This window comes from Enterobacter sp. HMSC16D10 (assembly GCF_001807145.1).
In the GTDB taxonomy this organism is placed as follows: Bacteria; Pseudomonadota; Gammaproteobacteria; order Enterobacterales; family Enterobacteriaceae; genus Enterobacter; species Enterobacter roggenkampii.
Window position 1 is genome coordinate 42,956 of the sequence record NZ_KV787911.1, and the last position, 26,634, is coordinate 69,589.

Consider the following 26,634-nt stretch of genomic DNA (forward strand, 5'->3'; position numbering starts at 1 on the left):
CTAACAGTTACCACAGGCAGAAGGTGACCAAAATCACATTTGGCTATAAGGCATAACTAACCTTACGGAGCGTCTTTTTTCTTCCTCTTGAGCTTCGTCCAGATTTTGGTCTCCTGACGACGCCACAGGCGCTGAATATTGTCGTGATGACGCAGCAGGATAAGGCAGGAGAGCATCGATACCGGGAAGGTGAACTGAGGTTTGAACCACCAGACGTAGAACGGGGCGATCAGCGCGCTGACGATCGCGCCCAGCGACGAATAGCCGCTCAGCAGAATGGTGAGCAGCCAGGTGCCAGCCATCACGCCGGTTAAATCCCAGCCGATAGGCGCAATGGCACCAAAGGCGGTTGCCACGCCTTTACCGCCTTTAAAACCGAAGAATAGGGGCCAGATGTGGCCGACACAGGCAGCAATGGCAATGAGCCCCAGCCAGAACGGCGTGACGCCCAGCGCATACGCGCCCCAGACGGGTAGCATCCCTTTCAGAACATCAAAAATCAAAACCGCTACGGCTGCTCCCTTGCCGCCAATTCGTAGTACGTTGGTCGCTCCCGGATTCCCGGAACCACTTTCACGCGGGTCAGGTAACCCGGCGATGCGGCAGACCAGAATGGCGCTGGAGATTGAGCCGCAAAGATAGGCGAGGAGGATCATTCCAGGCGCGATTGCACTCATAACGCTGTTCCGTTTTGAAAATGTATCTGTATTCTCAGCATCTGTGGATAATACGCATAATTCGCCGGAAGTGGTATCCGGTTTAGCCAAAAAGCAGGCAGGTCGTGATGGATATTGTATTTATAGAACAACTTTCGGTAATCACCACTATTGGTGTTTACGACTGGGAACAGACCATCGAGCAGAAGCTGGTGTTCGATATCGAAATGGGCTGGGATAACCGCAAGTCGGCAAAAAGCGATGACGTGAACGACTGTCTCAGCTACGCCGACATCAGTGAAACGGTCATCGGCCACGTGGAAGGGCAACGTTTTGCGCTGGTCGAACGGGTGGCGGAAGAAGTCGCAGAATTGCTGCTGAAAAAATTCAACTCACCGTGGGTGCGCATCAAGCTGAGCAAACCGGGCGCGGTGGCGCGCGCGGCCAATGTGGGCGTCATTATCGAGCGTGGCACAAATCTGAAAGGGAAGATTTAACGTCATAATAGCTAAACCATTTTAGGTTATACCGGTCTCAAGACTGTATCTTTATCGGTTGTCCGTACGGGACACCGTTTTTTTATATCTTTTTAGGGGTTTATAGATGAGCGATATGCACTCGCTGCTGGTGGCGGCAATACTGGGTGTGGTCGAAGGATTGACGGAGTTTTTACCGGTTTCCAGTACCGGCCATATGATTATCGTTGGCCATCTGCTGGGCTTTGAAGGCGATACCGCCAAAACGTTCGAAGTGGTGATCCAACTGGGGTCTATTCTTGCGGTAGTGGTGATGTTCTGGCGCCGTCTGTTTGGCCTGATCGGTATCCATTTTGGCCGTCCGCCGCAGCACGAAGGGATGAGTAAAGGCCGCCTGTCGCTGATCCATATTCTGCTCGGGATGATCCCGGCGGTGGTGCTGGGCCTGGTTTTCCACGACGCCATCAAATCGCTGTTTAACCCGATTAACGTGATGTACGCGCTGGTGGTGGGCGGCTTCCTGCTGATCGCCGCGGAAGTGCTGAAGCCAAAAACGCCGCGCGCGGAAGGGCTGGACGATATGACGTATCGTCAGGCATTTATCATTGGCTGCTTCCAGTGTCTGGCGCTGTGGCCGGGCTTCTCCCGTTCAGGTGCAACCATTTCCGGCGGGATGCTGATGGGCGTAAGCCGTTACGCCGCGTCAGAGTTCTCATTCCTGCTGGCGGTGCCGATGATGATAGGCGCCACCGCGCTTGACCTCTATAAAAGCATCGGTTTCCTCACCACGGGCGACATTCCGATGTTCGCCGTCGGCTTCATCACCGCGTTTATCGTGGCGCTGATTGCCATCAAAACCTTCCTGCAGCTGATTAAGCGTATCTCGTTCATTCCGTTCGCGATCTACCGCTTTATCGTTGCCGCTGCGGTTTACGTGGTCTTCTTCTGACCGACTGCCCTCAGTCTTTTGGCTGAGGGCAATGCTTTTCCTTCCACTCTGATACCGCCTGAATCCGCCGTTTCGTCAGCTCTTCGCGAATGTCCGGGCCTTTGAATCCCGCCTCGACAACGTCCTTCGTCGGCACCGCTTTGGCTACCTCCCAGGCTTTACGCAGTAAACGTCCCTGCGGGTAGTCACAGGCTTCAAACCCGGTACGCCCGCGCACATCAGCCTCGCTGGTGAGCGCGATCTGCTCCACGCGCTGGGGTTTGCGCCAGGCGTCGATGTTATCGAACAGCTTAACGATGGTGGCCGGTTTCAGGATCGGGAAGGTGTGGATCAGGTCGTGGAATTCGGCCACCAGTTTCGCCAGATCGCGGATTTCGTTCGGCACGCGCAGGCGCTGGCACAGCCCTTCGACCAGCTTCACCCCTGCCGGACCGTGCCCGTGATGCCGAGGCCAGAGCTCTTTTGGCGTTAAGCCTTTGCCGAGATCGTGGCACAGGGTGGAAAAGCGCACGTCCACGTCAGGGCTGAGCATGGCCGCCATGCTCAGGGTCATCAGCGTGTGCACGCCGGTGTCAATCTCCGGATGCCATTTCGCCGGAGCCGGTACGCCAAACAGCGCGTCTATTTCCGGGAACAGCACCTTCAGGGCGCCGCAGTCGCGCAGCACCTGGAAAAAGACCTGCGGGTTACGCGTGGTGAGCGCATTCTCGGTCTCTTTCCAGACGCGCTCTGGCGTCAGGTGTTCAAGCTCGCCCGCCTCGGTCATGGCGGTCATCAGCGCCATGGTCTCATCGGCAATGCGGAAGCTGAGATGGGCGTAACGCGCGGCAAAACGCGCCACGCGCAGCACGCGGAGCGGATCTTCAGAAAACGCAGGGGAGACGTGACGTAAGAGACGGTTGCGCAGATCGTCCTGGCCGCCATAAGCGTCAATAATCTGGCCGTGCTCGTCCTGCGCCAGCGCGTTAATGGTCAGATCGCGACGCAGGAGATCGTCCTCCAGCGTGACGTCCGGCGCGGCATAGCAGGTAAAGCCCGTATAGCCCGAACCTGATTTCCGCTCGGTACGCGCCAGGGCATACTCTTCGCGGCTTTTCGGGTGTAAAAAGACGGGAAAATCGCGGCCTACCTGCTGGTAGCCCGCGTCGAGCATCTCTTCCGGGGTGGCGCCCACCACCACCCAGTCTTTATCTTTGACCGGCAGACCTAACAACGCATCACGTACCGCACCACCGACCAGATAACTCTTCACGCCTGACACTCCCGTTTTCTCTTTTCCAGAATGATACGTAAGTCTGGCAGAGAAGACGAATTAGTTCATCCAGCGATCTTTACGTTTACGGCTTGGGATCAGGTGCGGCAGAACCAGACCCAGCACCAGACCGACGCCCAGCACGCCGCCGCCATACATAAACCACTGCATGATGATGGTGCGCTGTTTGTCATCGAGCTGCAGGTTGGCGGCATTCACTTTCTTCTGCGCGACAATCAGCTCGTTTTTCAGCTTCTGGTTCTCTTCTTTCAGGCCGTTAATCACCCCGTCGCTCTGCGCCACTTTCTGCTGCATCTCGGCGGTACGCTGGTTCCAGGTTCCGTCGATATTGTTCAGCTTGTCGGTCAGGGTTTTCACCTGATTTTCCAGATCCGGCACGCGGGTGCGCAGGCTTGGCACGGTGCTCAGCTCTTTCAGCGGGATCCAGGACGTGCGGCCAGAACTGTCGCGAACCTGACCGTAGTTGGTGTCCGCGTTGGTCTGTAACAGGGTGACTTCCTCACCGGCATTTACCGTGCCCACGAGGCGATAATTATCTCCGGGGCCACTGCGTACCCAGGTGTTCAGTTCGTCAGAAACGTAACGCTTCTCTTCAGCGTGCACTGCGGTTGCGGCGCTAAAAGCGAGTAAAGTAAGTCCAATCAGGCGTAATTTAAGCATCATTAGTCGTTATTTTCATAAATAGTGGAACGATAGTAGTGGCAACAGTGTCTCTACGCAAAGCATTCATCAGCAATCAGAATCATCTGTGTCACGACTCTACACATTTACGCCCGTCAAATTGCTCATTGCATGGCAATTTGGCGCAAAATACTATGTACTGACAAACAAATGGCGAGGAAGTTCGCCCTCATTGACGCGTCTGTGACGCCCGCAAAAGTACAAGGCTATGGCTCAGGAAATCGAATTAAAATTTATCGTCGAAAAAGACAGCGTTGACGCACTCCGCCAGCATCTGCATACGCTCTCCGGCGAACACCATGCACCGGTACAACTGCTTAATATCTATTACGAAACGCCGGATAACTGGCTACGCCGCCACGATATGGGGCTGCGCATCCGTGGCGCGAGTGGGCGCTACGAGATGACGATGAAAATTGCCGGCCGCGTGGTCGGCGGGTTACATCAGCGTCCGGAATACAATATCGACATCAGTCAGCCAGAACTTGAGCTGGAACGTTTTCCGGCGGAAGTCTGGCCGGAAGGCGAGCTGCCTGCCACGCTGGCGGAGCAGGTGCAGCCGCTGTTCAGCACCGATTTCTGGCGCGAGAAATGGCTGGTGACGGAAGGTAAAAGCCGCATCGAAATCGCCCTCGATCTGGGTGAGGTGAAGGCGGGTGAGTACCAGGAGCCGATCTGCGAACTGGAGCTTGAGCTGCTGGAAGGGGACGCAAATGACGTGCTGAAGCTGGCGCGCAGGCTGGTGAACCAGTCCGGATTGCGCCAGGGGATCCTGAGCAAAGCCGCGCGGGGTTACCATCTGGCCGCCGGAAATGCGCCGCGCGTGCTCAAAGAGACGACCATTTTGCGCGTTGCGCCGAAAGCCAGCGTTGAGCTGGGGCTGGAAGCCGCGCTGGAGCTGGCGCTTTCTCAGTGGCAGTACTATGAAGAGCTGTGGGTACGAAATGTGAAAAACGCCAAATCCCACGTGCTGGCGGCCATTGCCCTGGTGCGCCATACCCTGACTCTCTTCGGCGGTATTGTTCCTCGCAAAGCGAGCGCTCACTTACGTGATCTGCTGACTCAAACCGAAACGCTGATGCTCTCGGACGTATCTGCGCAGACGGCGATCTACAGTCCGCAAGCCGCTTCGGCAAAACTGGCGCTGACCGAGTTTCTGGTGACGCGCGGCTGGCGCGCCTTCCTGGATGCGAAAGCCGAGGCCAAAATCGCGGATAACTTTAAGCGTTTCGCAGACATTCATCTTTCCCGCCATTCCGCTGAACTGAAGAGCACCTTTGCGTATCCGCTCGGCGATAAGTATGGCGATCAGCTTCCCCGTCTTTCGCGCAACATCGACAGCATGCTGCTCCTTTCCGGTGCCTACGACGGGCCACAGGCGCAGGCATGGCTGGAAAACTGGCAGGGGCTGAAGCATGCCATCGAAACCCGTCAGCATATTGAGATAGAGCATTTTCGTAACGAGGCCATTTCGCAGGAGCCGTACTGGCGGCACAGCGGAAAACGTTAACTCTGGCAAGGAACCCCTAGAATGCCGCTTTCTTCACCGTTACAGCAGCAGTGGCAGACCGTTTGCGAACGTCTGCCTGAGTCATTACCGGCGTCATCGTTAAGCGAGCAGGCGAAAAGTGTGCTCGTCTTCAGTGATTTTGTGCAGGAAAGCATTGCCGTCTACCCGGACTGGCTGGCGGAGCTTGAGAACGCACCGCCGCAGGCGGACGAGTGGCGGCACTATGCCGGCTGGCTGCAGGCCGCGCTTGAAGACGTCACGGATGAGGCGACGCTGATGCGCGTCCTGCGTCAGTTCCGCCGTCGTGTGATGGTGCGCATTGCCTGGGCGCAGGCGCTGGAACTGGTGAGTGAAGAGAGTACGCTGCAGCAGTTAAGCGAGCTGGCGCAGACGCTGATTGTCGCCGCGCGCGACTGGCTCTACGCCGCCTGCTGTAAAGAGTGGGGCACGCCGTGCAGCGAGGAAGGGGTTCCTCAGCCGCTGTTGATTCTGGGGATGGGCAAGCTGGGCGGCTGCGAGCTGAACTTTTCCTCCGATATCGACCTGATTTTCGCCTGGCCTGAGAACGGCTCCACGCGCGGCGGCCGTCGCGAGCTGGACAACGCCCAGTTCTTTACCCGCCTCGGCCAGCGTCTGATTAAGGCGCTGGATCAGCCGACGCAGGACGGCTTTGTCTACCGCGTGGACATGCGCCTGCGTCCGTTTGGCGACAGCGGGCCGCTGGTGCTGAGCTTTGCCGCGCTGGAGGATTACTACCAGGAGCAGGGGCGCGACTGGGAGCGTTACGCGATGGTCAAGGCACGGATCATGGGCGACAGCGACGACGCCTACGCCAACGAGCTGCGCGCCATGCTGCGCCCGTTCGTGTTCCGTCGCTATATTGACTTCAGCGTCATCCAGTCCCTGAGAAATATGAAAGGGATGATCGCCCGTGAGGTGCGCCGTCGCGGGCTGAAGGACAACATCAAGCTCGGCGCGGGCGGCATTCGCGAAATCGAATTTATCGTCCAGGTCTTCCAGCTGATTCGCGGCGGGCGCGAGCCATCGCTACAGTCCCGCTCGCTGCTGCCGACGCTGAGCGCCATTGAGCAGCTTCACCTGCTGCCGGACGGCGACGCGCAAACCCTGCGCGAGGCCTATCTTTTCCTGCGCCGTCTGGAAAACCTGCTGCAAAGCATCAACGACGAACAGACCCAGACCCTGCCGGGGGATGACCTTAACCGGGCGCGTCTGGCCTGGGGGATGCGCGTGGATGACTGGTTAACGCTGACCGAACGGCTCGATGCCCATATGGCAGGCGTGCGCCGCATCTTCAACGAGCTGATCGGTGATGACGAAAGCGAATCGCAGGACGATGCCCTTTCCGAGCACTGGCGTGAGCTGTGGCAGGACGCGCTCCAGGAAGATGATACCACCCCGGTGCTGTCGCACCTAACCGACGACGCGCGCCATCGCGTGGTGGCGCTGATTGCCGATTTCCGTCTTGAGCTGAACAAGCGCGCCATTGGCCCGCGCGGCCGTCAGGTGCTGGATCACCTGATGCCGCACCTGCTGAGCGAGGTCTGCTCGCGGGCGGATGCGCCGGTGCCGCTGTCGCGCATGATGCCGCTGCTGGGCGGGATCATCACGCGCACCACGTACCTTGAGCTTTTGAGCGAGTTCCCCGGCGCGCTGAAGCACCTGATTACGCTCTGCGCCGCCTCCCCGATGGTGGCCAACAAGCTGGCGCGCTACCCTCTGCTGCTGGATGAACTGCTCGACCCAAACACTCTGTATCAACCCACGGCGACGGATGCCTACCGGGACGAGCTGCGTCAGTATCTGCTGCGCGTGCCGGAAGAGGACGAAGAGCAGCAGCTGGAGGCGCTGCGCCAGTTTAAGCAGGCCCAGATGCTGCGCGTGGCGGCGGCGGACATCGCCGGAACGCTGCCGGTGATGAAAGTGAGCGATCACTTAACCTGGCTCGCGGAGGCGATCATCGACGCGGTCGTGCAGCAGGCGTGGGTGCAGATGGTGTCCCGCTACGGCCAGCCGAAGCACCTTGCTGACCGTGAGGGGCGAGGGTTTGCCGTGGTGGGTTACGGCAAGCTCGGCGGCTGGGAGCTGGGATACAGCTCCGATCTGGATTTAATTTTCCTGCACGACTGCCCGGTTGACGTGATGACCGACGGCGAGCGTGAGATTGACGGGCGTCAGTTCTATCTGCGCCTGGCCCAGCGCATCATGCACCTGTTCAGCACCCGCACTTCGTCGGGCATTTTGTATGAAGTCGATGCCCGCCTGCGTCCGTCCGGCGCGGCGGGTATGCTGGTCACCTCAACGGAGTCCTTCGCCGATTATCAGAAGAATGAAGCCTGGACCTGGGAGCATCAGGCGCTGGTGCGCGCCCGCGTGGTGTATGGCGATCCGCAGCTTAAAACGCAGTTCGATGCCGTCCGTAAGGAGGTCATGACCACCCCGCGCGAGGGCAGTACGCTGCAGACGGAAGTGCGCGAAATGCGCGAGAAAATGCGCGCGCACCTGGGTAATAAACACCGCGATCGCTTTGATATCAAAGCCGACGAGGGCGGGATTACCGATATTGAGTTCATTACCCAGTATCTGGTGCTGCTCCACGCGCACGACAAGCCGAAGCTGACCCGCTGGTCGGATAACGTGCGCATTCTGGAGCTGCTGGCGCAAAACGACATTATGGACGAGCAGGAGGCGCAGGCTTTAACCCGCGCCTACACCACGCTGCGCGACGAGCTGCATCACCTGGCGCTACAGGAGCAGCCGGGGCACGTGGCGCTGGACTGTTTTGTCGCAGAGCGCGCTCAGGTAACGGCCAGCTGGCAGAAGTGGCTGGTGGAACCGTGCGTAACAAATCAAGTGTGATATTATCGCGCGCAAATTGTGAATCTTTCTGGAGTCAGGAATGAAAGTAACACTGCCAGAGTTTGAACGTGCTGGGGTAATGGTTGTTGGGGATGTGATGCTGGATCGCTACTGGTATGGGCCGACCAGCCGCATCTCTCCGGAAGCACCGGTACCGGTGGTTAAGGTCGACACCATTGAAGAGCGTCCCGGCGGCGCGGCAAACGTGGCGATGAACATAGCCTCTCTGGGCGCGCACTCGCGTCTGGTTGGCCTGACCGGTATCGACGATGCGGCGCGCGCGCTGAGCAAGTCGCTGGCGGACGTGAACGTGAAGTGTGACTTCGTTTCTGTTCCGACCCACCCGACCATCACCAAGCTGCGCGTGCTGTCACGTAACCAGCAACTGATCCGCCTTGACTTTGAAGAAGGGTTCGAAGGCGTTGATCCCGAGCCGCTGCACGAGCGCATTAACCAGGCGTTAGGCAATATCGGCGCGCTGGTGCTGTCCGACTACGCGAAAGGCGCGCTGGCCAGCGTGCAGACGATGATCCAGCTGGCGCGTAAGGCCAGCGTACCGGTGCTGATCGACCCTAAAGGCACCGACTTTGAGCGCTATCGCGGCGCAACCCTCCTGACGCCAAACCTCTCCGAGTTTGAAGCGGTGGCGGGCAAATGCAAAACCGAGGAAGAGCTGGTTGAGCGCGGCATGAAGATCATTGCTGACTTCGAATTATCTGCGCTGCTGGTGACCCGCTCCGAGCAGGGGATGACGCTGCTGCAGCCGGGCAAGGCGCCGCTGCATATGCCAACCCAGGCGCAGGAAGTCTACGACGTGACCGGTGCCGGTGATACGGTGATCGGCGTGCTGGCGGCGACGTTGGCGGCGGGGAACTCCCTGGAAGAAGCGTGCTACTTCGCCAACGCCGCGGCAGGTGTGGTCGTCGGTAAACTCGGTACCTCAACCGTTTCCCCAATCGAGCTGGAAAACGCGGTGCGCGGCCGTGCGGACACCGGTTTCGGTGTGATGACCGAAGACGAGCTGAAAGTGGCTGTCGCCGCTGCGCGCAAGCGCGGTGAAAAAGTGGTGATGACTAACGGCGTGTTCGACATCCTGCACGCGGGCCACGTGTCGTATCTGGCGAATGCGCGTAAGCTGGGCGATCGCCTGATTGTGGCGGTCAACAGCGATGCCTCAACCAAACGTCTGAAGGGTGAAACGCGTCCGGTTAACCCGCTTGAGCAGCGTATGATCGTACTCGGCGCGCTGGAAGCCGTGGACTGGGTGGTGTCGTTTGAAGAAGACACCCCGCAGCGCCTGATTGCCGGTATTCTGCCGGACCTGCTGGTGAAGGGCGGGGATTACAAGCCGGAGCAAATCGCGGGTAGCGAAGAGGTCTGGGCCAACGGCGGTGAGGTGATGGTGCTTAACTTTGAGGACGGGTGTTCCACCACCAACATCATCAAGAAGATCCAGAAAGACAGTCAGTAAAAAACGGGCCTATTGGCCCGTTTTTTTATGTCGGGTGGCGGCTGCGCCTTACCCGACCTACGCGTTCATTCAGGCCCGGTAAGGCGTAGCCGCCACCGGGCTCAACAGGCCGCACTTACTCCTGGTTATCCACCGGCGGAATGGCTGGCGCTGGCTTCACTTCTTCCGGCGCATTGCGGTTTTCCAGCTCGGTCAGACGCTGTTCCAGCAGTGCCAGCTTCTCGCGGGTGCGCAGCAGAACCTGGGTCTGCACGTCAAACTCTTCGCGGCTGACGAGATCAAGGCGAACCAACTGCGCCTGCAGCGTCTGGCGGATTTTCTTCTCAACGTCATCACCAAATTCACGAATGCCTTTTGGCATAGACTCGTGAACCTGACGCGCAATTTGCTCAATTTTCTTCGGGTCAATCATTGTCGTTTCCCTTGATGAAAAGGTGTTAGTGTCCATTGTAGCGCGTCATGCCCGGGGTAAACAAAATTGTTTGATGCTTATGCATTGCCCAGGATAATCAATAGCGTTATAGTTATCTCGCTTATTCTCAGGGCGGGGCGAAATTCCCCACCGGCGGTAAATCAGCTTAACGCTGAAAGCCCGCGAGCGCTTTGGGTGAATTCTCAAAGGTCAGCAGATCCGGTGTAATTCCGGGGCCGACGGTTAGAGTCCGGATGGGAGAGAGTAACGATCCAGTCGGGCATGGGCCCGCTCACGTTATCTTTTTGCCGCTTATACGGCGCTCCTAAGACTGCCCTGATTCTGGTAACCATAATGTTAATGAGGTTTTTTTACCATGAATCAGACGCTACTTTCCTCTTTTGGCACTTCAACTCAACGTGTTGAACATGCACTGGATGCACTGCGCGAAGGCCGCGGTGTAATGGTGCTTGACGATGAAAACCGTGAAAACGAAGGCGACATGATTTTCGCCGCCGAAAACATGACCGTTGAACAGATGGCGCTGACCATCCGTCACGGCAGCGGCATCGTATGCCTGTGTATTACCGAAGATCGTCGTAAGCAGCTCGAGCTGCCGATGATGGTCGAAAACAACACCAGCGCCTTTGGTACCGGATTTACCGTGACCATTGAAGCGGCGCATGGCGTGACCACCGGTGTGTCTGCGGCTGACCGTCTGACCACCGTACGTGCCGCGATTGCTGATGATGCGAAGCCATCCGATCTGCATCGTCCAGGCCACGTCTTCCCACTGCGCGCGCAGGCGGGTGGCGTGCTGACCCGCGGCGGTCACACCGAAGCGACGATCGACCTGGTGACGCTGGCAGGCTTCAAACCTGCGGGCGTGCTGTGTGAACTGACCAACGACGACGGCACCATGGCGCGTGCGCCAGAGTGCATCACCTTCGCACGTCTGCACAACATGCCGGTGGTAACGATTGAAGATCTGATCGAGTATCGCCAGGCGCACGAGCGCAAAGCCAGCTGAAATGGCTGATGTGAAAAAGCCGGGGAAACCCGGCTTTTTTGTCTCTAGTGGTAGTTAATTTTGAACAGCACCACCGTTTCGAACGGCCCGGACTGGATCGCTTTTCCTTCGACCGGCGACAGCTCTGCGGTGTATTGCTGCTCATGCTCAAGCGTGCTGCCCGTAAAATCCACGTATTCGTTGTAGTGGTTAAAGGTGTAGGGCTCGGTTCCGTTAAGGATCCTCAGCTTCAGGCCATTGCCTATCAGCAGTGCGGTATCGTTGGCGGTAAGCGCTTCATTTGTATAGAACGACGAGTCCATTTTGAAGCCATCTGAACATTGGGCATCCTGCACTTTCGTCGTCTTCACCGAAAAGGTCCGTTTACGCGTCTGTTGATTCACAATATCGCGTGCGCTAAAGGTGCCGAAATCAATCTCCTGGTTCTCAGGGTAAATACTGAACGTTGCCCCGCAGTCCAGAACGGTAATATTTTGCAGCCCGTTGATGTGATATTTGAGGTTTTTCGCATCCGACATCTGGTTCACGCCGCCTTTTCCGTCAAACTGGACAACGATGTAATCGCTCAGCGAGCTGACGTAGCCGTGAGGCGGCATGGCTTTAATTTTTACGTATAAGCGCAGACGAGCAATGAAGGTTCGTGAAGTGTGGATATCATCCGGGTTACCGGAACAGATACGATTTTCCCATCCCATTTGTCGGATCTGCTCGGGGGTATAAATCGTGATGTTTTGGTTGTCCAGACACTGTCGGGTATCGACGCCGTTAGGCTGGCCTTTTGCATCGTAGTCTATCCCTTCATAGGTTACGCCCAGTTCATAATAGGGATCGGAGGTTGAAGGATAAGGATTCACCCAGCCAAAAATATCCTCCGGTTGAAAGCTGCTTGTGACATTGTGGTTGCATGTCACCGGGATTTTGATGTCATCCGATTCCCAAATTTTCTCACCTGCCTGTGCATTACTGGGGATAGCAAACGGCGAGATCGTTTTAGTTTCTTCTACGGGGCCGCCCGAACCGCCCAGGTAGCAGTCGAGCGCCAGCGCTTCTCTTAAAGGCAGCACTGAGAGCAGCACTATGAACAATACGTTAGCGAGATTGCGCATCTTTTTCGATCTTCCGTTCGGTGAGCGAGCACTGCGCCGTTCCCGCGCACTGTACGTCGACCTTTTTCAGCGCGCCGTAATCGTCGATATAACCGATGCTGTAATAGTTACCGTGGTAGTCACCGGTAGAGGTTGTTGCTGTCGCGTAAGGCGCAAGCATCAGGCTGTCGAAGCCCGGCAGCATGGTTCTGGCATTCTTACTGAGCCACGCCAGCGTGATGTAGTACGGCGTCGGGTTATGTATGGTCAGCCCTTTCGCAGTAGCAGAAATTTCCATCCGCATTTCCGCCTGCTCGCCGGGTTTTTTGGTAATCGCTTTAGGACGCCAGAACAGCTTGATCCTGCTCTGCATCGCCACCTGCATGACGCTGCGTTCATCGCTGGCGCTGGTGCTTTTCGGCGGCACTTCGCGCAGGTTGAAATAAAACAGGGATTCTCTGTCTTTCGGTAACTGACTGGTGGCCGCTTGCTTAACGATCCTCACCTGCGATGCGGAACCCGCTTCAATGCGTTGAATCGGAGGCAGCGCCATGAAATGCCTGTCTTCTTTACGGCCTTTCTCATCTTCAATCCAGGAGAGCGCCAGATAGGGCAGCGCTTTACTCTGGTTTTCAATCTTCAGGCTGCTGGCCTTGTCGCTTTCCGGAAAGACAATGCGCGTGCGGTCCAGGTTTACGGCCGCGTGAGTGGTGAATGCTGTGCCGACCAGCATCAGGCACAGGCTTTTGAGTAAGGTTAATTTCATCATGTTTTCTTACTGACATGGCAGTATCAACTGCATACTGTTTTCAAGGTGTGAAGGTAACGTGAAGCGACACTGCTGATTGTCTCCCCACGTCACGCGAAACTGTTGTTGTGGCTCTACGGCGCCGAGCCAGACGTGGCCGTCATCGGCGACCATGGCAATCTGCCGATCGTCTTCAAGCTGGCGAACAACGGCGCCCAGCGGCGGCGTGCCAGATGAAGTACGTAAGATGCCTGCGATATCATTGCCTGCACGCGTCGCAATCTGACGGTACCCGATGGCACCTTCCGTCCAGGTTGAGGTGACGACGCGGGTGTCAACGTCTACGCCATCGGGCAGGTTGTTCATATTGACCTGCACGCTGGAAGGCGAATAGCTGGAGATGGACGGTAAAACGCCAATCCCGAAGCGATTGGTTTCATCCCGCGACATGTTCAGCGGGATGTTGCCTACGCCATCGGTACTGACCATCACGCGCGGCTCGTTACCGTAGCTGCGGCGGTGCAGCGCAGCGCCTTTAGCCGTCGAGGTGAATGAACCGGTCCAACTGGCACTCAGGGAATTGTATTCGTTAGCCTTAACGCTCCCGGAGAGATTCAGGTCGCCATAAGGAGAATAATGTTGATAGTTGCCGCTCACCTGCGCGCCGGCATCTGACTTCTCGCTTTCGGTACCTGCCGAAACGCCCCAGGTATTGTTGCGGTCTGATGTGTCATACCACGATACGTTCTGGCTCAGACTGTCGCTGTTGCGCAGGTCGTAATTCAGACGATGATCGGGATCGAGCGGTACGCTCAGTGAAAGATAGAACTGCGTATCGTCGTCTTCGTCTTCATAGTGGGTTTTACTCCACGACACGGTGACGCCCAGATTTTTCCAGCGACCGATATCAAAGTTATAGCCTGCGGTCACGCTGCCCGTCGTGGAGGAGGAATCGTTCCACCAGGTTTGACGCAGCATGTTCACATAGAGGTTGAGCGATAGCGCCGAAATGTACTGGCTTGCCGTCACGCTGAGCGTCTGTTTTTCTGACTGCCGATCGTTATTGTCATCATCCAGAAAACGGGCGTAGCTGAGAAACTGCGGGTCGGAATAGCGATAACTGGCGAGCGTAAGCTGGCTGCCGGTGGTATCGAAACGCTTACTGTAGTTGAAACGGTAGCTGTAACCTGTCTGGCTATTCTGATTGGGCAACTGGCTGGTCGCCTGCGTCACATCAAAAGAGAGCGCGCCCAGGTACTCCATGTTTTGACCTATTCCGGCGGCAACGGACCGGTAGCGATCGCCATCGGCGAGCGTACCGCCGTAGAGGGAGGTTTGTGACAGCATCCCCCAGGAGAATTCGCCGCTCATAAACGCGTTATCTTCAACGTCATGCGAGGCGTCTTTGCGTGCTTTTCCTGCCGCCAGCTTATAGCGAACCTGACCTTTGCGGGTTAAAAAAGGCACCGATTCCGCAGAAACCTGGAAGGTGCTTACGCGCCCATCTTCTTCTGTCACTTTGACGTCCAGCGTACCCTGTACAGACTGGTTTAGATCCTGAATAACAAACGGCCCTGGCGGAACGTTGCTTTGGTAAATGACACGGTCAGCCAGGCTAACCGTTACCGTGGCGTTAGTTTGCGCGAGGCCGGTAATTTGTGGCGCGTAGCCGCGCAGCGACCATGGCAGCATGCGCTCATCGCTAATCAGGGAGGCACCGGTATAGGTGAAGGCATCAAAAATAGCGGACTGGAAATCCGTTTCACCCAGTGTGAGTTTGGCTCCGAGCGAGGGGAGAGGACGGAACATATTGAGGCGTGAAAAGCGCCCGTCATTCTCTGAACCTGCGTCGGTATGGGTTTGAGTATACTGATAATCACTGCGCAGTCGCCACGCGCCCATATTCGCGCCGGCAGTGCCATAAGTGTTGACGTTATCCGTGCTGCTGCCATCGTTCGGCTGGTAATGACTGGCAAAAAGATTGTAATCCAGTAGTACGCCCGGCACGCCGTTGTCCCAGGTTGAAGGGGGCATCCAGTCTGCGGCACGGTACTGTAACCAGGCCTGAGGTATCGTGACCTTCAGCGTCTGGCTGGATTGCTCAAAATTAAATTTAATATCCGGTTTTGATGCAAAGTCGACGCACCCGTCTTTTTCCGCCAATGCGCTACGGATATTGTCCTGCAGAGCAAATGTATCGGCCAGTTCAGGTGGAATACAGACTTGTACGCTCTTGTCTATCTCCTGCCAGCGGAGCTGCCAGCCATTTGCCAGCGGGATATCATTAATCGAAACGGTAACAAAATAGTCGCCTGGTGTGATCGATATTTGATCTTTAAAAAGAGATAAATCAACGCTGCCACGCTGATCTTTATCGATGGCATTGATGTTAAATTCGGTGGCGGAGGCAAGTTCCACCATAAACAGGGACGTCATAATAATTATGCATTGTAATTTATATGTCATCGCCCTGTTACTCAAATAAATACATTCAACGCCGGCTGACATTAAATGCCAGCCGGTTTAATTTGAAACATGGCGTAGTTATTTATACGCCAGAATATAGTTGGCTGTAGCTTCCACCTGGCCAGCAGTCGCCGTTTTACCCGTTACCACTTCCATTAATGCTTTGAAGTGCAGCGTTTGAGTCGTTGAGCCTGCCAGCAGAGCAACCTCATTAGCAGCACCCAGCGTGATGTTGGCTTCGGCGTTATTCAGAAGACGAACGCCCACGTTCTGTGCACCACTTGCATAGGTATTGGTCATCAGACTGGTGTCGGTCGCATCTGTCGCTGAGCTGGTAAACGTGACATCGACTTTGGTCACTGGTGTGTCAGTCTCGTCGGCCGGATCGTCAAGCTGGCAGTTTTCCAGATTGATATCAACCGGAACTGCGGAAGACTTCTTGTTGGCATTGATCACGGCTGTGGTCACTTCACCGAGATCGACTTCTTTATCAACGCTGTCTGGTGCAATGCTGCAAGGCGCATCAATAACAACGCCTTTGAATTTGATTTTTCCCGACCCTTGCTCGGCAGCAAAGGCGGAACCCGATACTGCGGCAGCGATAGTTACAGCTAATAGAATTTTTTTACCCATATACATGAAAATATCCTTTTTCAAACGAATTCATACTCTGAATATAAGTTTCAAAACGCAAATGGAGTATATGGGAGGACGAAGGGGAGATGCGATTACTGCATCTTAAAGCTATTTTAAGATTATATTAATATATAATTAATGTTGATTGTAAGCATCGGCTAACATTCATAATATATGCAGTAACTCAGATAATTGACTGATAAAGTTTCATCATTCTATTTCTATGAGATATATATTTTGCAAGGGCTTTGTAGGCAACAAAATAACGTATCATTTCTATCTATATCTTAACGTTTCGAAAGTCTGCCTCCGTATTATACGGAGGCAGACTAATCCTAACCGATACCTGCAGATTGCAATAACACCAGGCTTAAGCCCATGACTGACATTCCGCACAGCACGCCATAGCTGGGGTTGTTATTGGGATCGATCTCTTTCGCCAGCGGCATTAATTCATCGACGGAAAGCGCCACCATAATCCCGGCAACTGTGGCCATAATGGCGGCCATCACGACAGGGGAGACCAGGCTTCCGAGAATCAACCAGGCCAGGACACCGCCGAGGATTTCAGCCATCCCGGAAATTCCTGCCCAGAATACCGCGGTACGTTTCGAGCCCGTGGCGGCATACACCGGTCCGGCGACCGCCAGTCCTTCAGGAATATTGTGTAAGGCCACCGCCAGCGCGATGCCAAAGCCCATTTCCAGATTGCTGCTGGCCGTCACGTAGGTCGCGACCCCTTCCGGGAAGTTATGCAGGCTAATCCCCAGCGTGAGCAGAACCGCCGTTCGCTTAATATTCCGCGGCACAGGCGTTACGTTTTTCTGCATTAGATCCTGCGGATGCGCGTGGGGTAGCATCCGGTCGAGGGCAAAGTAACCCAGCAGGCCAACGACAAACATGCCGTAGCCCAGCAGGGGAGACATCCCGTCGGTGCCCAGCGCAGCAGGGAGCATCTCCATCAGGGAGATAAGCAGCATGATCCCGGCAGCAAAGCCCAGCGAGAAGGCCAGCACGCGGTTTGACGGCTTCTGACCAAGCACGCCGAGGATTGCGCCGATAAAGGTCGCGGCGCCCGCCAGTATGGTCAGGATCAGAGGGACTGACATGGATTGCTCCTTATGATAATGATTATCATTAATATAAATGATTCATTTCTGGCAAAGCGAGGGGCGAACCCCGGCTTTACACATTCCTTACATTCAAAATTCCTGATGATGATCTTCACGCTTATCAGCGTTCATCTTTGTCCGATTGCGCGTAATGTAGCACCATTAAATTGACACCTTCTGTAAGGATATCATCATGACTTCATCCCGTATGCCAGCCCTGTTTTTAGGCCACGGCAGCCCAATGAACGTTCTGGAAGATAACGTCTATACCCGCGCATGGCGTCATCTGGGCGAGACGCTGCCGCGTCCAAAAGCGATTGTGGTGGTATCTGCGCACTGGTTCACCCGCGGCACGGGCGTGACCGCCATGGAAGCGCCAAAGACCATTCACGATTTTGGCGGCTTCCCGCAGGCGCTGTATGACACGCATTATCCGGCCCCCGGCTCGCCTGAGCTGGCACAAAGGCTGGTGGAACTGCTGGCGCCTGTTCCGGTTGCGCTGGATAAAGAAGCCTGGGGCTTTGACCATGGCTCATGGGGCGTGCTGATCAAAATGTATCCTGATGCGGATATCCCGATGGTGCAGCTGAGCATCGACAGCACCAAACCGGCTGCCTGGCATCTGGAGATGGGGCGCAAGCTGGCGACGCTTCGTGATGAAGGCATCATGCTGGTGGCAAGCGGCAACGTGGTGCACAACCTGCGTACGGCGCGCTGGCATGGCGAAAACACGCCATATCCGTGGGCGACCGCTTTTAACGACTACGTCAAAGCGAACCTGACCTGGCAAGGCCCGGCTGAGGCGCATCCGCTGGTGAACTATCTGGGGCACGAGGGCGGTTCGCTCTCTAACCCGACGCCGGAACACTTCCTGCCGCTGCTGTACGTGCTTGGCGCGTGGGACGGTCAGGAGCCGGTTACGATCCCGGTCGATGGAATAGAGATGGGAAGTCTGAGTATGCTGTCGGTGCAGGTAGGGTGAAAACATGCCGGGTGGCGGCTTCGCCTTACCCGGCCTACAAGTCGAGCGTAGGCCCGGTAAGCGTAGCGCCACCGGGCAAGTCTTACTCCACAAAAATATGCGGGTAGAACCGCGACAGATCCTGCGTGATCAGCGCGCGATCTTCGCGAATGCCAATTCCGGCAGGTTGATCGTTAATGAGCCAGCTGCCAATTAGCGTATAGCTGTCGCCAAATTTCGGCAGTTGATAGAACGCCTGGACGATCATCCCTTCCTCGCCGTAAGGCCCTTCAACCGCTTCCAGCGTTTTACCGTTTTCGATGATCGACACGTTCGCGCCTTCGCGGGAGAAGATCGGCTTAACGACGTATTTCTCCATCTGCGGGTAATCATCTTCCGCAAAGTACGCTGGCAGCAGGTTAGGGTGATTCGGGAACATCTCCCACAGCATCGGCAGCAGGGCCTTGTTGGAGATAATGCTCTTCCAGGCCGGTTCCAGCCAGCGCACGCCCGCATCTTCCAGCTTGGTGGAGAACATCTCGCGCAGCATGTACTCCCACGGGTAGAGCTTGAACAGGTTGCTGATGACCTGATCCTGCATGTCCGTAAACTGACCTTTTTCACCCAGGCCGATATCCTCGATATAGAGGAACTCGGTCGCCACTTCCGCTTCGGCGGCGCAGTCCTGCAGATACTGAACCGTGCCACGATCTTCTTCCGTGTCGCGGCAGCAGGCGAGATGCAGCAGGTTGAAGCCAAACTGCTCGCGCAGCTCGGCAAAGCGCTCGATCAGCTTCTCCTGCAGGCTGTTGAACTGGTCGCTGCCTTCCGGCAGGTTTCCGGCGTTCATCTGGTCTTCCAGCCAGATCCACTGGAAGAATGCCGCTTCATAGAGGGAGGTTGGCGTATCGGCGTTGTTTTCTAAAAGCTTCGGTTCACCCACGCCGTCCCACGCCAGATCCAGGCGAGAGTAAAGCGAAGGCTGATTCGTTTTCCACGACTGGCGGACAAAGCTCCAGGTGTGCTTTGGAATGCGGAACTTGGCCATCAGCTCGTCGCTGTCGATGACTTTTTCCACCACCTTGAGGCACATCTGGTGCAGCTCAGCCGTGACCTCTTCCAGCTTCTCAACCTGGGCCAGGGTGAGCTTGTAGTAAGCGTCTTCACACCAGTAGGGCTCGCCGTACATGGTGTGGAAGTTAAAGCCGTACTCGGTGGCTTTTTCGCGCCAGTCCGGGCGCTCGGTAATACTGACTCGTTCCATGATCAGCCGCCCATTGAGCGAGTAGAGGTGCCTGATGCACTGCGCTGCATGCTGGTCTGTTTCGCCACAGACTCACCGAACCCGCCACGGGTGATGGTGCTGGTGGTCGCAGGCTTCGGCGCCATCGCGGTTTTCGGTACGGTTACGGTGCGGCCCGGAGTCGCTGCACCGTAGCCTTTACCGCTGGCATCGGTATATTGACCGTAAGCCGGGCTGGCCGGGTTTTTCGAGCTAAACAGCGGCTGCTGCTGGTAGCCCGCGCCGCCGCCCATCAGACGGCCCATCATGTAGCCTGCCATCAGCGGCATCCAGAAGCTGCCGCTGGACTGCGCCTGTGCCTGATTTTCAGGTGCCGTGCCTGCCTGAGCCGGTGCCTGCTGGCACTGACCTTCACCAAATTCCGCTACGCAGTCTTCGCGTGAGGCATATTTCGGCGCGGTGCGTTCTGCTTCTTTCAACGCGTTGGTGTAGGCCGTTTTACATTCGGCCGCTTTCCCGGTGGCGGCAGAGCAGTCGTCCGCGTTTTGATACAGCGAAACCGTTTCATCGTTTTTCTCACAGCCTGCCAGCATAAAGACAGCGGTAACCGCCAGCGCAACAGGGGTGAGGTGACGTGCATTCCAGCTCTTGCGGAACGACGCGTGATTGATCGTTTTTGTCCGTTTCATGTTTGTCTTCCAGGACCCAGTGGTAATAACGCTCAGGATAGAGGATGAGTGGTTGAAAATGAAGCGAAGAGGGGCGGAATCAGGGGGATCTTTACGTTGGCTTACGTTCGAGGGGGATTTTGCGCCGGGTGGCGCTGCGCTTACCCGGCCTACGATTCAGTAGGCCCGATAAGCGAAGCGCCATCGGGCAATGCTTAGTTACGGAACGGATTGTTGCCCTTGCTGGCAGGCGCTGTGGTGCGCGCGGCAGCAGGCTGTGCAGCAGGGGTAGTGCCGTTAGCGTTGAAGTTATCAACCGCGGCAACCTGCTCCGGGTTCTCCGGTGCAACGCTGTCCGGTGAGGTAGAGACCGGCTTGCCCAGTGCGCTATTCAGCATCTGCAGGTCTTGCTCGTTCAGCGTACCCAGAGCCTGCTTAATGTTCAGCTGGTTAATCAGGTACTGATAACGCGCGCTGGAGAGCTGCTGCTTCGCGTTGTACAGCGTGGTGGTGGCGTCGAGCACGTCAACGATAGTACGTGTACCGACCGAGTAACCCGCTTCCATCGCGTCCAGGGAGCTCTGTGCAGACACAACGGCCTGTTTATAGGCGTTGATGCTGCTGATTGAGGCGTTCACGTTGTTGAAGGATGAACGTACGGTCTGCACCACGTTACGATGGGCGCTTTCCAGCTGCTCGCTCGCGCCAACAAAGTTGTACTGCGCCTGTTTCACCTGGGAGTTAACCTGACCGCCCTGATACAGCGGCAGGGAGAAGCTCAGACCCACCTTGTTCTGGCCCATATTGCTGTCGTCATACTGGGCAGAATTGGTTTTAGAGCCACTGTAGGTGGTGTCAGAAACGCCGGTAGAGGCGCTCAGGCTCAGGGTTGGCAAATGGCCGTCCTGCGCCTGACGAATCTGCTCGCGGGCCAGGTCCTGGCTCAGGCGCGCCTGCAGCAACGTCAGGTTGCGGTTTTCCGCCTCTTTCAGCAGGGCGTTAACGGCCTGCGGCTTATCCGTTTTGAAGCTGTCGACGTTCAGGGAGGCCAGCTCAGGATAGTAGTTCCCGGTGACCTGACGCAGGGATTCCAGCGCGTTGTCGAGGTTATTACGCGCGGTCACTTCGTTGGCCAGCACGGTGTCGTACTGTGAACGGGCGTTTTGCACGTCGGTGATCGCCACCAGACCCACGTTGAAGCGCTGGGTGGTTTGATCTAACTGACGGTAAATGGCCTGTTTCTGCGCTTCGGTGTAGGAGAGCGCGTCAATGGCGCTCAGCACGTTGAAGTACGCCGTAGCTGTGTTCAGGATCAGCGTCTGCTGGTCGGTCTGATAGGTCACATCCTGGATGCCCGCGCTCTTTTCCTGCAGGGTCAGGGCACGCCATTTGGACATATCAAACAGCGTCTGTGTTAATTGCAGTGAGGCACTGGTAGCATTGGAGTTTACGCCGTTAGCGTCGCGGAAACCGTTGCTGTAGGTATAATCTGCACCTAACCCTAACTGTGGCAGCAAGGGGCTACGCGCTTCGTTAATCTTTTCAAACGCAGCATCACGATCGGCCGCTGATTTACGTAAATCAGGGTTGCCCAGACGTGCCTGCTGGTAGACCTGTAACAGGTTTTCCGCCTGGCTCATTGCACTGAAGCCCGTCAGGCTCAGGCCGATAAGGATGGGGAGCAATTTCTTCATTTGCATTCCTTGTTGTGAAGCAGTATTAGCGCTGATCTAATTAAAAAATAATTGCCGATTCTAACAGAATCATCCACACCAAAAGGTTGGCGTTACGTGCCATCTGGCGGTAATTTGCACCAATCTATCATATAGCCTTACAAACGGCAGCCAAACAGCCTTGAAATTCACAATTTCATCACCATTGCTACCAGGACTCGACTCATGCAAAAACCAGAAAAGTTGCCCGTGACATTCGCCAAAAACGATGTAGAAATTATTGCACGAGAAACGCTTTATAGCGGTTTTTTTTCAATGGATCTTTACCGTTTCAGGCATCGCCTGTTTAACGGTGAAATGAGTGGCGAAATCAGACGCGAAATTTTTGAGCGCGGGCATGCGGCAGTCTTGCTACCCTTTGACCCAGTGCGTGACGAAGTCGTGCTGGTGGAGCAGATCCGCATCGCCGCTTATGACGTCAGTGAGAGCCCGTGGCTGCTGGAGATGGTGGCCGGGATGATCGAAGAAGGCGAGACGGTTGAAGACGTCGCCCGGCGCGAGGCGCTGGAAGAGGCGGGGCTGGTGGTGGGCCGCACCAAACCGGTGTTGAGCTATCTGGCGAGTCCGGGTGGCACCAGCGAACGCTTATCCATTATGGTGGGCGAAGTGGACGCCACGACCGCGGAAGGCATTCACGGTCTGGCTGATGAAAACGAAGATATTCGGGTTCATGTGGTGAGCCGGGAACAGGCTTATCAGTGGGTAGAAGAGGGGAAAATCGACAACGCAGCGTCTGTCATCGCCCTGCAATGGCTGCAGCTGCATTATCAGACATTACGAAACGAGTGGAAAAAATGAAGCGCTATACGCCTGACTTCCCAGAAATGATGCGCCTGTGCGAAACGAATTTTGCACAATTGCGCCGCCTGCTGCCGAGAAACGACGCACCCGGCGAAACGGTAAGCTATCAGGTGAGCAACGCGCAGTATCGATTAACGATAACAGAATCAACGCGCTACACTACGCTGGTGGAGATTGAGCAAACGGCACCCAGCATTAGCTACTGGAGCCTGCCGTCGATGACGGTACGCCTCTATCACGACGCGATGGTCGCTGAAGTGTGTTCAAGCCAGCAGATCTTTCGCTTCAAGGCGCGGTATGATTACCCGAATAAAAAGTTGCATCAACGCGACGAAAAGCATCAAATTAACCAGTTTTTAGCCGACTGGCTAAGGTATTGTTTAGCACATGGAGCAATGGCGATTCCGGTTTGTTAGCGTCATAAACCTACCTAAGGACACCATTTGGAAAGCCTGTTGAACCTGACTGTTGCTGGTGGGGCGCCAGTCAGGATATTACAAATCACCGATACCCACCTTTTTGCCGAAAAGCATGAAACGCTGCTGGGGGTGAATACCTGGGAGAGTTATCAGGCGGTACTGAGCGCCATTCACGCTGAAAACCGTGCATGCGATCTGATTGTCGCAACGGGCGATCTGGCGCAGGACCAATCTTCCGCGGCCTACCAGCATTTTGCTGAAGGCATCGCGAGCTTTAGCGCGCCCTGCGTCTGGCTGCCGGGTAACCACGATTTTCAGCCCGCAATGTACAGTTCTCTCCAGGATGCGGGGATTTCTCCGGCGAAATGTGTTTTTGCGGGTGAACAGTGGCAGATCCTGCTGCTGGACAGCCAGGTGTTCGGCGTCCCGCACGGTGAGTTAAGCGAGTTTCAGCTCGACTGGCTGGAGACCAAACTGGCTGCTGAACCTGAACGCCACACGCTGCTGTTGCTTCATCATCATCCTCTGCCAGCGGGCTGCAGCTGGCTCGATCAGCACAGCCTGCGCAACTCCGCGGCGCTGGATCGCGTGCTGGCGAAGTTCCCGCGGGTGAAAAATCTGCTGTGTGGGCATATTCACCAGGAGCAGGATCTCGACTGGAACGGACGCCGCATGCTGGCAACGCCGTCGACCTGCGTTCAGTTTAAGCCGCACTGCGCCAACTTTACGCTGGATACCATCGCGCCAGGCTGGCGCTGGCTGGAACTGCATCCCGACGGCACGCTGACCACGGAAGTCTGCCGTTTGACCGGCGCACAGTTCCGCCCGGACACCGCTTCAGAAGGCTATTGATGTCTACGCTCCTTTATCTGCACGGATTTAACAGTTCGCCGCGCTCCGCAAAAGCGACACAGTTTCGCCAGTGGCTGAGCGAGCATCACCCTGACGTTGAGATGATTATCCCACAGCTGCCGCCTTACCCGGCAGAAGCCGCGGAAATGCTGGAATCCATCGTGCTTGCGCACGGCGGCGAAACCTTTGGTGTGGTCGGTTCATCGCTGGGGGGATATTACGCCACCTGGCTCTCGCAATGCTTTATGCTGCCCGCCGTGGTGGTTAATCCGGCGGTACGGCCATTTGAGCTGCTGCGAGACTTTCTTGGCGAAAACGAGAACCCCTACACCGGCCAGCAATATGTGCTAGAGTCACGCCATATTTACGATCTCAAAGTTATGCAGGTCGACCCGCTCGAGGCGCCGGATCTCATCTGGCTGCTGCAGCAGACGGGTGATGAAGTGCTGGATTACCGCCAGGCAGTGGCGTATTACGCCTCCTGCCGCCAGACTATAGAAGAGGGCGGAAACCATGCTTTCACGGGCTTTGAGAATCATTTCACCCAGATTGTCGATTTTCTTGGACTGCACAGCCACTGACAATCAATGCGAATTGCTAGTTTAAATCATGACGCAAACCTATAACGCTGATGCCATTGAGGTCCTCACCGGGCTTGAGCCGGTTCGCCGCCGCCCGGGGATGTACACCGATACGACGCGCCCAAACCATCTGGGCCAGGAAGTTATTGATAACAGTGTGGACGAAGCGCTGGCGGGCCATGCCAAACGCGTTGACGTCATTCTGCATGCCGATCAGTCGCTGGAAGTTATTGACGACGGGCGCGGCATGCCGGTGGATATCCACCCGGAAGAGGGCGTCCCGGCCGTTGAGCTGATCCTCTGTCGTCTGCATGCGGGCGGTAAGTTCTCCAACAAAAACTACCAGTTCTCCGGTGGCCTGCACGGCGTGGGGATTTCCGTCGTCAACGCCCTGTCCAAACGCGTGGAAGTGAACGTCCGTCGCGATGGTCAGGTCTACAACATCGCGTTTGAAAACGGCGAGAAGGTGCAGGATCTGCAGGTTGTCGGCACGTGCGGCAAACGCAACACCGGCACCAGCGTCCACTTCTGGCCTGACGAGAGTTTCTTCGACAGCCCGCGCTTTTCCGTATCCCGCCTGACGCACCTGCTGAAAGCCAAAGCGGTGCTTTGCCCGGGCGTGGAAATCACCTTTAAAGACCACGTTAACAACACCGAGCAGAGCTGGCATTACGAAGATGGCCTTAATGACTATCTGTGCGAAGCGGTAAACGGCCTGCCGACGCTGCCGGAAAAACCGTTCGTCGGTAATTTCACCGGTGACACCGAAGCGGTGGACTGGGCGCTGCTCTGGCTGCCGGAAGGCGGCGAGCTGCTGACCGAAAGCTACGTTAACCTGATCCCCACTATGCTCGGCGGGACCCACGTCAACGGCCTGCGTCAGGGTCTGCTGGATGCGATGCGCGAGTTCTGCGAATACCGCAATATCCTGCCGCGCGGCGTGAAGCTGTCGGCGGAAGATATCTGGGACCGCTGCGCCTACGTGCTCTCCGTGAAGATGCAGGATCCGCAGTTTGCCGGTCAGACCAAAGAACGTCTGTCGTCACGCCAGTGCGCGGCGTTCGTCTCCGGCGTGGTGAAAGATGCCTTTACCCTTTGGCTGAACCAGAACGTTCAGGCGGCGGAGATGCTGGCCGAAATGGCGATCTCCAGCGCCCAGCGTCGTCTGCGTGCGGCGAAAAAAGTGGTGCGTAAAAAGTTGACCAGCGGCCCTGCGCTGCCGGGCAAGCTGGCAGACTGTACCGCGCAGGATCTCAACCGTACCGAACTGTTCCTCGTGGAAGGGGACTCGGCGGGCGGGTCGGCCAAGCAGGCGCGCGATCGTGAATACCAGGCGATCATGCCGCTCAAGGGTAAGATCCTGAACACCTGGGAAGTGTCTTCAGACGAAGTGCTGGCCTCGCAGGAAGTCCACGATATCTCGGTCGCGATCGGTATCGATCCGGACAGCGACGATCTGAGCCAGCTGCGCTACGGCAAGATCTGCATTCTCGCGGATGCGGACTCCGATGGTCTGCACATCGCCACGCTGCTGTGCGCGTTGTTTGTGAAGCACTTCCGTACGCTGGTGAAAAACGGTCACGTCTACGTGGCGCTGCCGCCGCTGTACCGTATCGATCTCGGCAAAGAGGTGTACTACGCGCTGACGGAAGAAGAGAAAGCGGGCGTGCTGGAACAGCTGAAGCGCAAGAAGGGCAAACCGAACGTGCAGCGCTTTAAAGGGCTGGGCGAGATGAACCCGATGCAGCTGCGCGAAACGACGCTGGATCCGAACACGCGCCGTCTGGTGCAGCTGACGATCAGCGATGAAGACGAACAGCAGACCAACGCCATGATGGATATGCTCCTTGCCAAGAAACGTTCGGAAGACCGTCGTAACTGGCTGCAGGAGAAAGGCGATATGGCGGATATTGAGGCTTGATGCCCTCACCCTAACCCTCTCCCGCAGGGAGAGGGAATGGATCGTAGGCCCGGTAAGCGCTAGCGCCACCGGG

At 56.4% G+C, this 26,634-nt stretch carries 24 protein-coding genes and 1 riboswitch; of the genes, 12 read left to right on the forward strand and 12 right to left on the reverse strand.

Annotated features, from left to right (window positions below; genetic code table 11):
- Positions 1–62 precede the first annotated feature (62 nt).
- On the reverse strand, positions 63–677 hold the full coding sequence (gene plsY / locus HMPREF3143_RS21855) for a glycerol-3-phosphate 1-O-acyltransferase PlsY (protein WP_070534286.1): 615 nt from the start codon (positions 675–677) through the stop codon (positions 63–65).
- A 107-nt stretch (positions 678–784) separates the two neighbouring features.
- Here plsY and folB point away from each other — a divergent pair, with 107 nt between their 5' ends.
- Together folB and bacA are read left to right on the forward strand one after the other, a co-directional pair.
- On the forward strand, positions 785–1,153 hold the full coding sequence (gene folB / locus HMPREF3143_RS21860) for a bifunctional dihydroneopterin aldolase/7,8-dihydroneopterin epimerase (RefSeq protein WP_008502956.1): 369 nt from the start codon (positions 785–787) through the stop codon (positions 1,151–1,153).
- Positions 1,154–1,259: 106 nt separating this feature from the next.
- Positions 1,260–2,081 carry an undecaprenyl-diphosphate phosphatase gene (gene bacA / locus HMPREF3143_RS21865; RefSeq protein ID WP_070534287.1) on the forward strand — a complete coding sequence of 274 codons (822 nt, stop codon included), beginning with the start codon at positions 1,260–1,262 and terminating at the stop codon, positions 2,079–2,081.
- A gap of 10 nt (positions 2,082–2,091) precedes the next feature.
- On the opposite strand, the gene HMPREF3143_RS21870 is transcribed toward bacA, so the two are convergent.
- Both HMPREF3143_RS21870 and HMPREF3143_RS21875 read right to left on the reverse strand, forming a co-directional pair.
- Positions 2,092–3,333: a multifunctional CCA addition/repair protein gene (locus HMPREF3143_RS21870; protein ID WP_008502958.1), complete on the reverse strand. Its 1,242-nt coding sequence runs from the start codon at positions 3,331–3,333 to the stop codon at positions 2,092–2,094.
- 60 nt (positions 3,334–3,393) lie between these two features.
- Positions 3,394–4,014 carry a TIGR04211 family SH3 domain-containing protein gene (locus HMPREF3143_RS21875; protein ID WP_025912514.1) on the reverse strand — a complete coding sequence of 207 codons (621 nt, stop codon included), beginning with the start codon at positions 4,012–4,014 and terminating at the stop codon, positions 3,394–3,396.
- A gap of 229 nt (positions 4,015–4,243) precedes the next feature.
- Between HMPREF3143_RS21875 and HMPREF3143_RS21880 the strand changes: the two genes are divergently transcribed.
- Genes HMPREF3143_RS21880 through hldE form a run of 3 tightly spaced genes read left to right on the forward strand, consistent with a single transcriptional unit; the run spans position 4,244 to position 9,893 of the window.
- Positions 4,244–5,545 carry a CYTH domain-containing protein gene (locus HMPREF3143_RS21880; protein WP_070534288.1) on the forward strand — a complete coding sequence of 434 codons (1,302 nt, stop codon included), beginning with the start codon at positions 4,244–4,246 and terminating at the stop codon, positions 5,543–5,545.
- Positions 5,546–5,566: 21 nt separating this feature from the next.
- A complete protein-coding gene (gene glnE / locus HMPREF3143_RS21885) occupies positions 5,567–8,422 on the forward strand; it encodes a bifunctional [glutamate--ammonia ligase]-adenylyl-L-tyrosine phosphorylase/[glutamate--ammonia-ligase] adenylyltransferase (RefSeq protein ID WP_070534289.1) in 2,856 nt (951 codons plus the stop codon).
- 40 nt (positions 8,423–8,462) lie between these two features.
- Positions 8,463–9,893, forward strand: coding sequence for a bifunctional D-glycero-beta-D-manno-heptose-7-phosphate kinase/D-glycero-beta-D-manno-heptose 1-phosphate adenylyltransferase HldE (gene hldE / locus HMPREF3143_RS21890; RefSeq protein WP_003862540.1), 1,431 nt, complete (start codon positions 8,463–8,465; stop codon positions 9,891–9,893).
- 115 nt (positions 9,894–10,008) lie between these two features.
- On the opposite strand, the gene ubiK is transcribed toward hldE, so the two are convergent.
- Positions 10,009–10,305, reverse strand: coding sequence for a ubiquinone biosynthesis accessory factor UbiK (gene ubiK / locus HMPREF3143_RS21895; protein ID WP_008502963.1), 297 nt, complete (start codon positions 10,303–10,305; stop codon positions 10,009–10,011).
- 119 nt (positions 10,306–10,424) lie between these two features.
- Positions 10,425–10,575, forward strand: a riboswitch (FMN riboswitch).
- 106 nt (positions 10,576–10,681) lie between these two features.
- On the opposite strand from ubiK, the gene ribB reads away from it, so the two are divergent.
- Entirely contained in the window at positions 10,682–11,335 is a 654-nt protein-coding gene (gene ribB / locus HMPREF3143_RS21900; RefSeq protein WP_008502964.1) for a 3,4-dihydroxy-2-butanone-4-phosphate synthase, read from the forward strand.
- A gap of 44 nt (positions 11,336–11,379) precedes the next feature.
- Here ribB and HMPREF3143_RS21905 read toward each other — a convergent pair whose 3' ends face one another.
- The 5 genes from HMPREF3143_RS21905 to zupT form a co-directional block, all read right to left on the reverse strand.
- Positions 11,380–12,441 carry a type 1 fimbrial protein gene (locus tag HMPREF3143_RS21905; RefSeq protein ID WP_021242314.1) on the reverse strand — a complete coding sequence of 354 codons (1,062 nt, stop codon included), beginning with the start codon at positions 12,439–12,441 and terminating at the stop codon, positions 11,380–11,382.
- Complete coding sequence (locus tag HMPREF3143_RS21910) at positions 12,425–13,186, reverse strand: fimbrial biogenesis chaperone (RefSeq protein WP_039025541.1); 762 nt, start codon at positions 13,184–13,186, stop codon at positions 12,425–12,427. Before HMPREF3143_RS21910 ends, HMPREF3143_RS21905 begins: the two co-directional genes overlap by 17 nt.
- Before the next feature lie 9 nt (positions 13,187–13,195).
- Positions 13,196–15,634, reverse strand: a complete 2,439-nt coding sequence (locus HMPREF3143_RS21915; protein ID WP_070534290.1) for a fimbria/pilus outer membrane usher protein — start codon at positions 15,632–15,634, stop codon at positions 13,196–13,198.
- A gap of 78 nt (positions 15,635–15,712) precedes the next feature.
- Entirely contained in the window at positions 15,713–16,273 is a 561-nt protein-coding gene (locus HMPREF3143_RS21920) for a fimbrial protein (protein WP_021242311.1), read from the reverse strand.
- Between the two features lie 332 nt (positions 16,274–16,605).
- Positions 16,606–17,379, reverse strand: coding sequence for a zinc transporter ZupT (zupT, locus tag HMPREF3143_RS21925; protein WP_008502969.1), 774 nt, complete (start codon positions 17,377–17,379; stop codon positions 16,606–16,608).
- A gap of 196 nt (positions 17,380–17,575) precedes the next feature.
- On the opposite strand from zupT, the gene ygiD reads away from it, so the two are divergent.
- Positions 17,576–18,364 carry a 4,5-DOPA-extradiol-dioxygenase gene (ygiD, locus tag HMPREF3143_RS21930; RefSeq protein WP_032675511.1) on the forward strand — a complete coding sequence of 263 codons (789 nt, stop codon included), beginning with the start codon at positions 17,576–17,578 and terminating at the stop codon, positions 18,362–18,364.
- Positions 18,365–18,446: 82 nt separating this feature from the next.
- Here the strand turns inward: ygiD and HMPREF3143_RS21935 are convergent, their stop codons facing one another.
- The 3 genes from HMPREF3143_RS21935 to tolC form a co-directional block, all read right to left on the reverse strand.
- A complete protein-coding gene (locus HMPREF3143_RS21935; protein WP_021242309.1) occupies positions 18,447–19,607 on the reverse strand; it encodes a glutathionylspermidine synthase family protein in 1,161 nt (386 codons plus the stop codon).
- Between the two features lie 2 nt (positions 19,608–19,609).
- Entirely contained in the window at positions 19,610–20,275 is a 666-nt protein-coding gene (locus tag HMPREF3143_RS21940) for a DUF1190 family protein (RefSeq protein WP_008502972.1), read from the reverse strand.
- A gap of 194 nt (positions 20,276–20,469) precedes the next feature.
- Positions 20,470–21,948 carry an outer membrane channel protein TolC gene (gene tolC / locus HMPREF3143_RS21945; RefSeq protein ID WP_008502973.1) on the reverse strand — a complete coding sequence of 493 codons (1,479 nt, stop codon included), beginning with the start codon at positions 21,946–21,948 and terminating at the stop codon, positions 20,470–20,472.
- A 204-nt stretch (positions 21,949–22,152) separates the two neighbouring features.
- Here tolC and nudF point away from each other — a divergent pair, with 204 nt between their 5' ends.
- From nudF to parE, 5 genes are read left to right on the forward strand one after another with little or no spacing between them, the layout of a single operon-like run.
- The gene (gene nudF, locus HMPREF3143_RS21950; RefSeq protein ID WP_008502974.1) at positions 22,153–22,785 is read left to right on the forward strand and encodes an ADP-ribose diphosphatase; all 633 of its coding nucleotides are present in this window, start codon (positions 22,153–22,155) and stop codon (positions 22,783–22,785) included.
- Positions 22,782–23,204, forward strand: a complete 423-nt coding sequence (locus HMPREF3143_RS21955) for a DUF1249 family protein (RefSeq protein WP_003862516.1) — start codon at positions 22,782–22,784, stop codon at positions 23,202–23,204. The genes nudF and HMPREF3143_RS21955 overlap by 4 nt, the downstream gene beginning before the upstream one ends.
- A 27-nt stretch (positions 23,205–23,231) precedes the next feature.
- Positions 23,232–24,059, forward strand: coding sequence for a 3',5'-cyclic-AMP phosphodiesterase (gene cpdA, locus HMPREF3143_RS21960; RefSeq protein ID WP_008502975.1), 828 nt, complete (start codon positions 23,232–23,234; stop codon positions 24,057–24,059).
- Positions 24,059–24,640 carry an esterase YqiA gene (gene yqiA, locus HMPREF3143_RS21965; RefSeq protein ID WP_008502976.1) on the forward strand — a complete coding sequence of 194 codons (582 nt, stop codon included), beginning with the start codon at positions 24,059–24,061 and terminating at the stop codon, positions 24,638–24,640. The genes cpdA and yqiA overlap by 1 nt, the downstream gene beginning before the upstream one ends.
- 28 nt (positions 24,641–24,668) lie before the next feature.
- A complete protein-coding gene (gene parE / locus HMPREF3143_RS21970) occupies positions 24,669–26,561 on the forward strand; it encodes a DNA topoisomerase IV subunit B (protein WP_025758507.1) in 1,893 nt (630 codons plus the stop codon).
- Positions 26,562–26,634: the final 73 nt, after the last annotated feature.

Excerpts from the sequence above, each read along its gene's own strand:
- plsY (WP_070534286.1), bottom strand. The coding sequence starts at position 677 with ATGAGTGCAATCGCGCCTGGAATGATCCTCCTCGCCTATCTTTGCGGC.
- folB (WP_008502956.1), top strand. The coding sequence starts at position 785 with ATGGATATTGTATTTATAGAACAACTTTCGGTAATCACCACTATTGGT.
- bacA (WP_070534287.1), top strand. The coding sequence starts at position 1,260 with ATGAGCGATATGCACTCGCTGCTGGTGGCGGCAATACTGGGTGTGGTC.
- HMPREF3143_RS21875 (WP_025912514.1), bottom strand. The coding sequence starts at position 4,014 with ATGCTTAAATTACGCCTGATTGGACTTACTTTACTCGCTTTTAGCGCC.
- HMPREF3143_RS21880 (WP_070534288.1), top strand. The coding sequence starts at position 4,244 with ATGGCTCAGGAAATCGAATTAAAATTTATCGTCGAAAAAGACAGCGTT.
- glnE (WP_070534289.1), top strand. The coding sequence starts at position 5,567 with ATGCCGCTTTCTTCACCGTTACAGCAGCAGTGGCAGACCGTTTGCGAA.
- hldE (WP_003862540.1), top strand. The coding sequence starts at position 8,463 with ATGAAAGTAACACTGCCAGAGTTTGAACGTGCTGGGGTAATGGTTGTT.
- ubiK (WP_008502963.1), bottom strand. The coding sequence starts at position 10,305 with ATGATTGACCCGAAGAAAATTGAGCAAATTGCGCGTCAGGTTCACGAG.
- ribB (WP_008502964.1), top strand. The coding sequence starts at position 10,682 with ATGAATCAGACGCTACTTTCCTCTTTTGGCACTTCAACTCAACGTGTT.
- HMPREF3143_RS21905 (WP_021242314.1), bottom strand. The coding sequence starts at position 12,441 with ATGCGCAATCTCGCTAACGTATTGTTCATAGTGCTGCTCTCAGTGCTG.
- HMPREF3143_RS21910 (WP_039025541.1), bottom strand. The coding sequence starts at position 13,186 with ATGAAATTAACCTTACTCAAAAGCCTGTGCCTGATGCTGGTCGGCACA.
- HMPREF3143_RS21915 (WP_070534290.1), bottom strand. The coding sequence starts at position 15,634 with ATGACATATAAATTACAATGCATAATTATTATGACGTCCCTGTTTATG.
- HMPREF3143_RS21920 (WP_021242311.1), bottom strand. The coding sequence starts at position 16,273 with ATGTATATGGGTAAAAAAATTCTATTAGCTGTAACTATCGCTGCCGCA.
- zupT (WP_008502969.1), bottom strand. The coding sequence starts at position 17,379 with ATGTCAGTCCCTCTGATCCTGACCATACTGGCGGGCGCCGCGACCTTT.
- ygiD (WP_032675511.1), top strand. The coding sequence starts at position 17,576 with ATGACTTCATCCCGTATGCCAGCCCTGTTTTTAGGCCACGGCAGCCCA.
- HMPREF3143_RS21935 (WP_021242309.1), bottom strand. The coding sequence starts at position 19,607 with ATGGAACGAGTCAGTATTACCGAGCGCCCGGACTGGCGCGAAAAAGCC.
- HMPREF3143_RS21940 (WP_008502972.1), bottom strand. The coding sequence starts at position 20,275 with ATGAAACGGACAAAAACGATCAATCACGCGTCGTTCCGCAAGAGCTGG.
- tolC (WP_008502973.1), bottom strand. The coding sequence starts at position 21,948 with ATGAAGAAATTGCTCCCCATCCTTATCGGCCTGAGCCTGACGGGCTTC.
- nudF (WP_008502974.1), top strand. The coding sequence starts at position 22,153 with ATGCAAAAACCAGAAAAGTTGCCCGTGACATTCGCCAAAAACGATGTA.
- HMPREF3143_RS21955 (WP_003862516.1), top strand. The coding sequence starts at position 22,782 with ATGAAGCGCTATACGCCTGACTTCCCAGAAATGATGCGCCTGTGCGAA.
- yqiA (WP_008502976.1), top strand. The coding sequence starts at position 24,059 with ATGTCTACGCTCCTTTATCTGCACGGATTTAACAGTTCGCCGCGCTCC.
- parE (WP_025758507.1), top strand. The coding sequence starts at position 24,669 with ATGACGCAAACCTATAACGCTGATGCCATTGAGGTCCTCACCGGGCTT.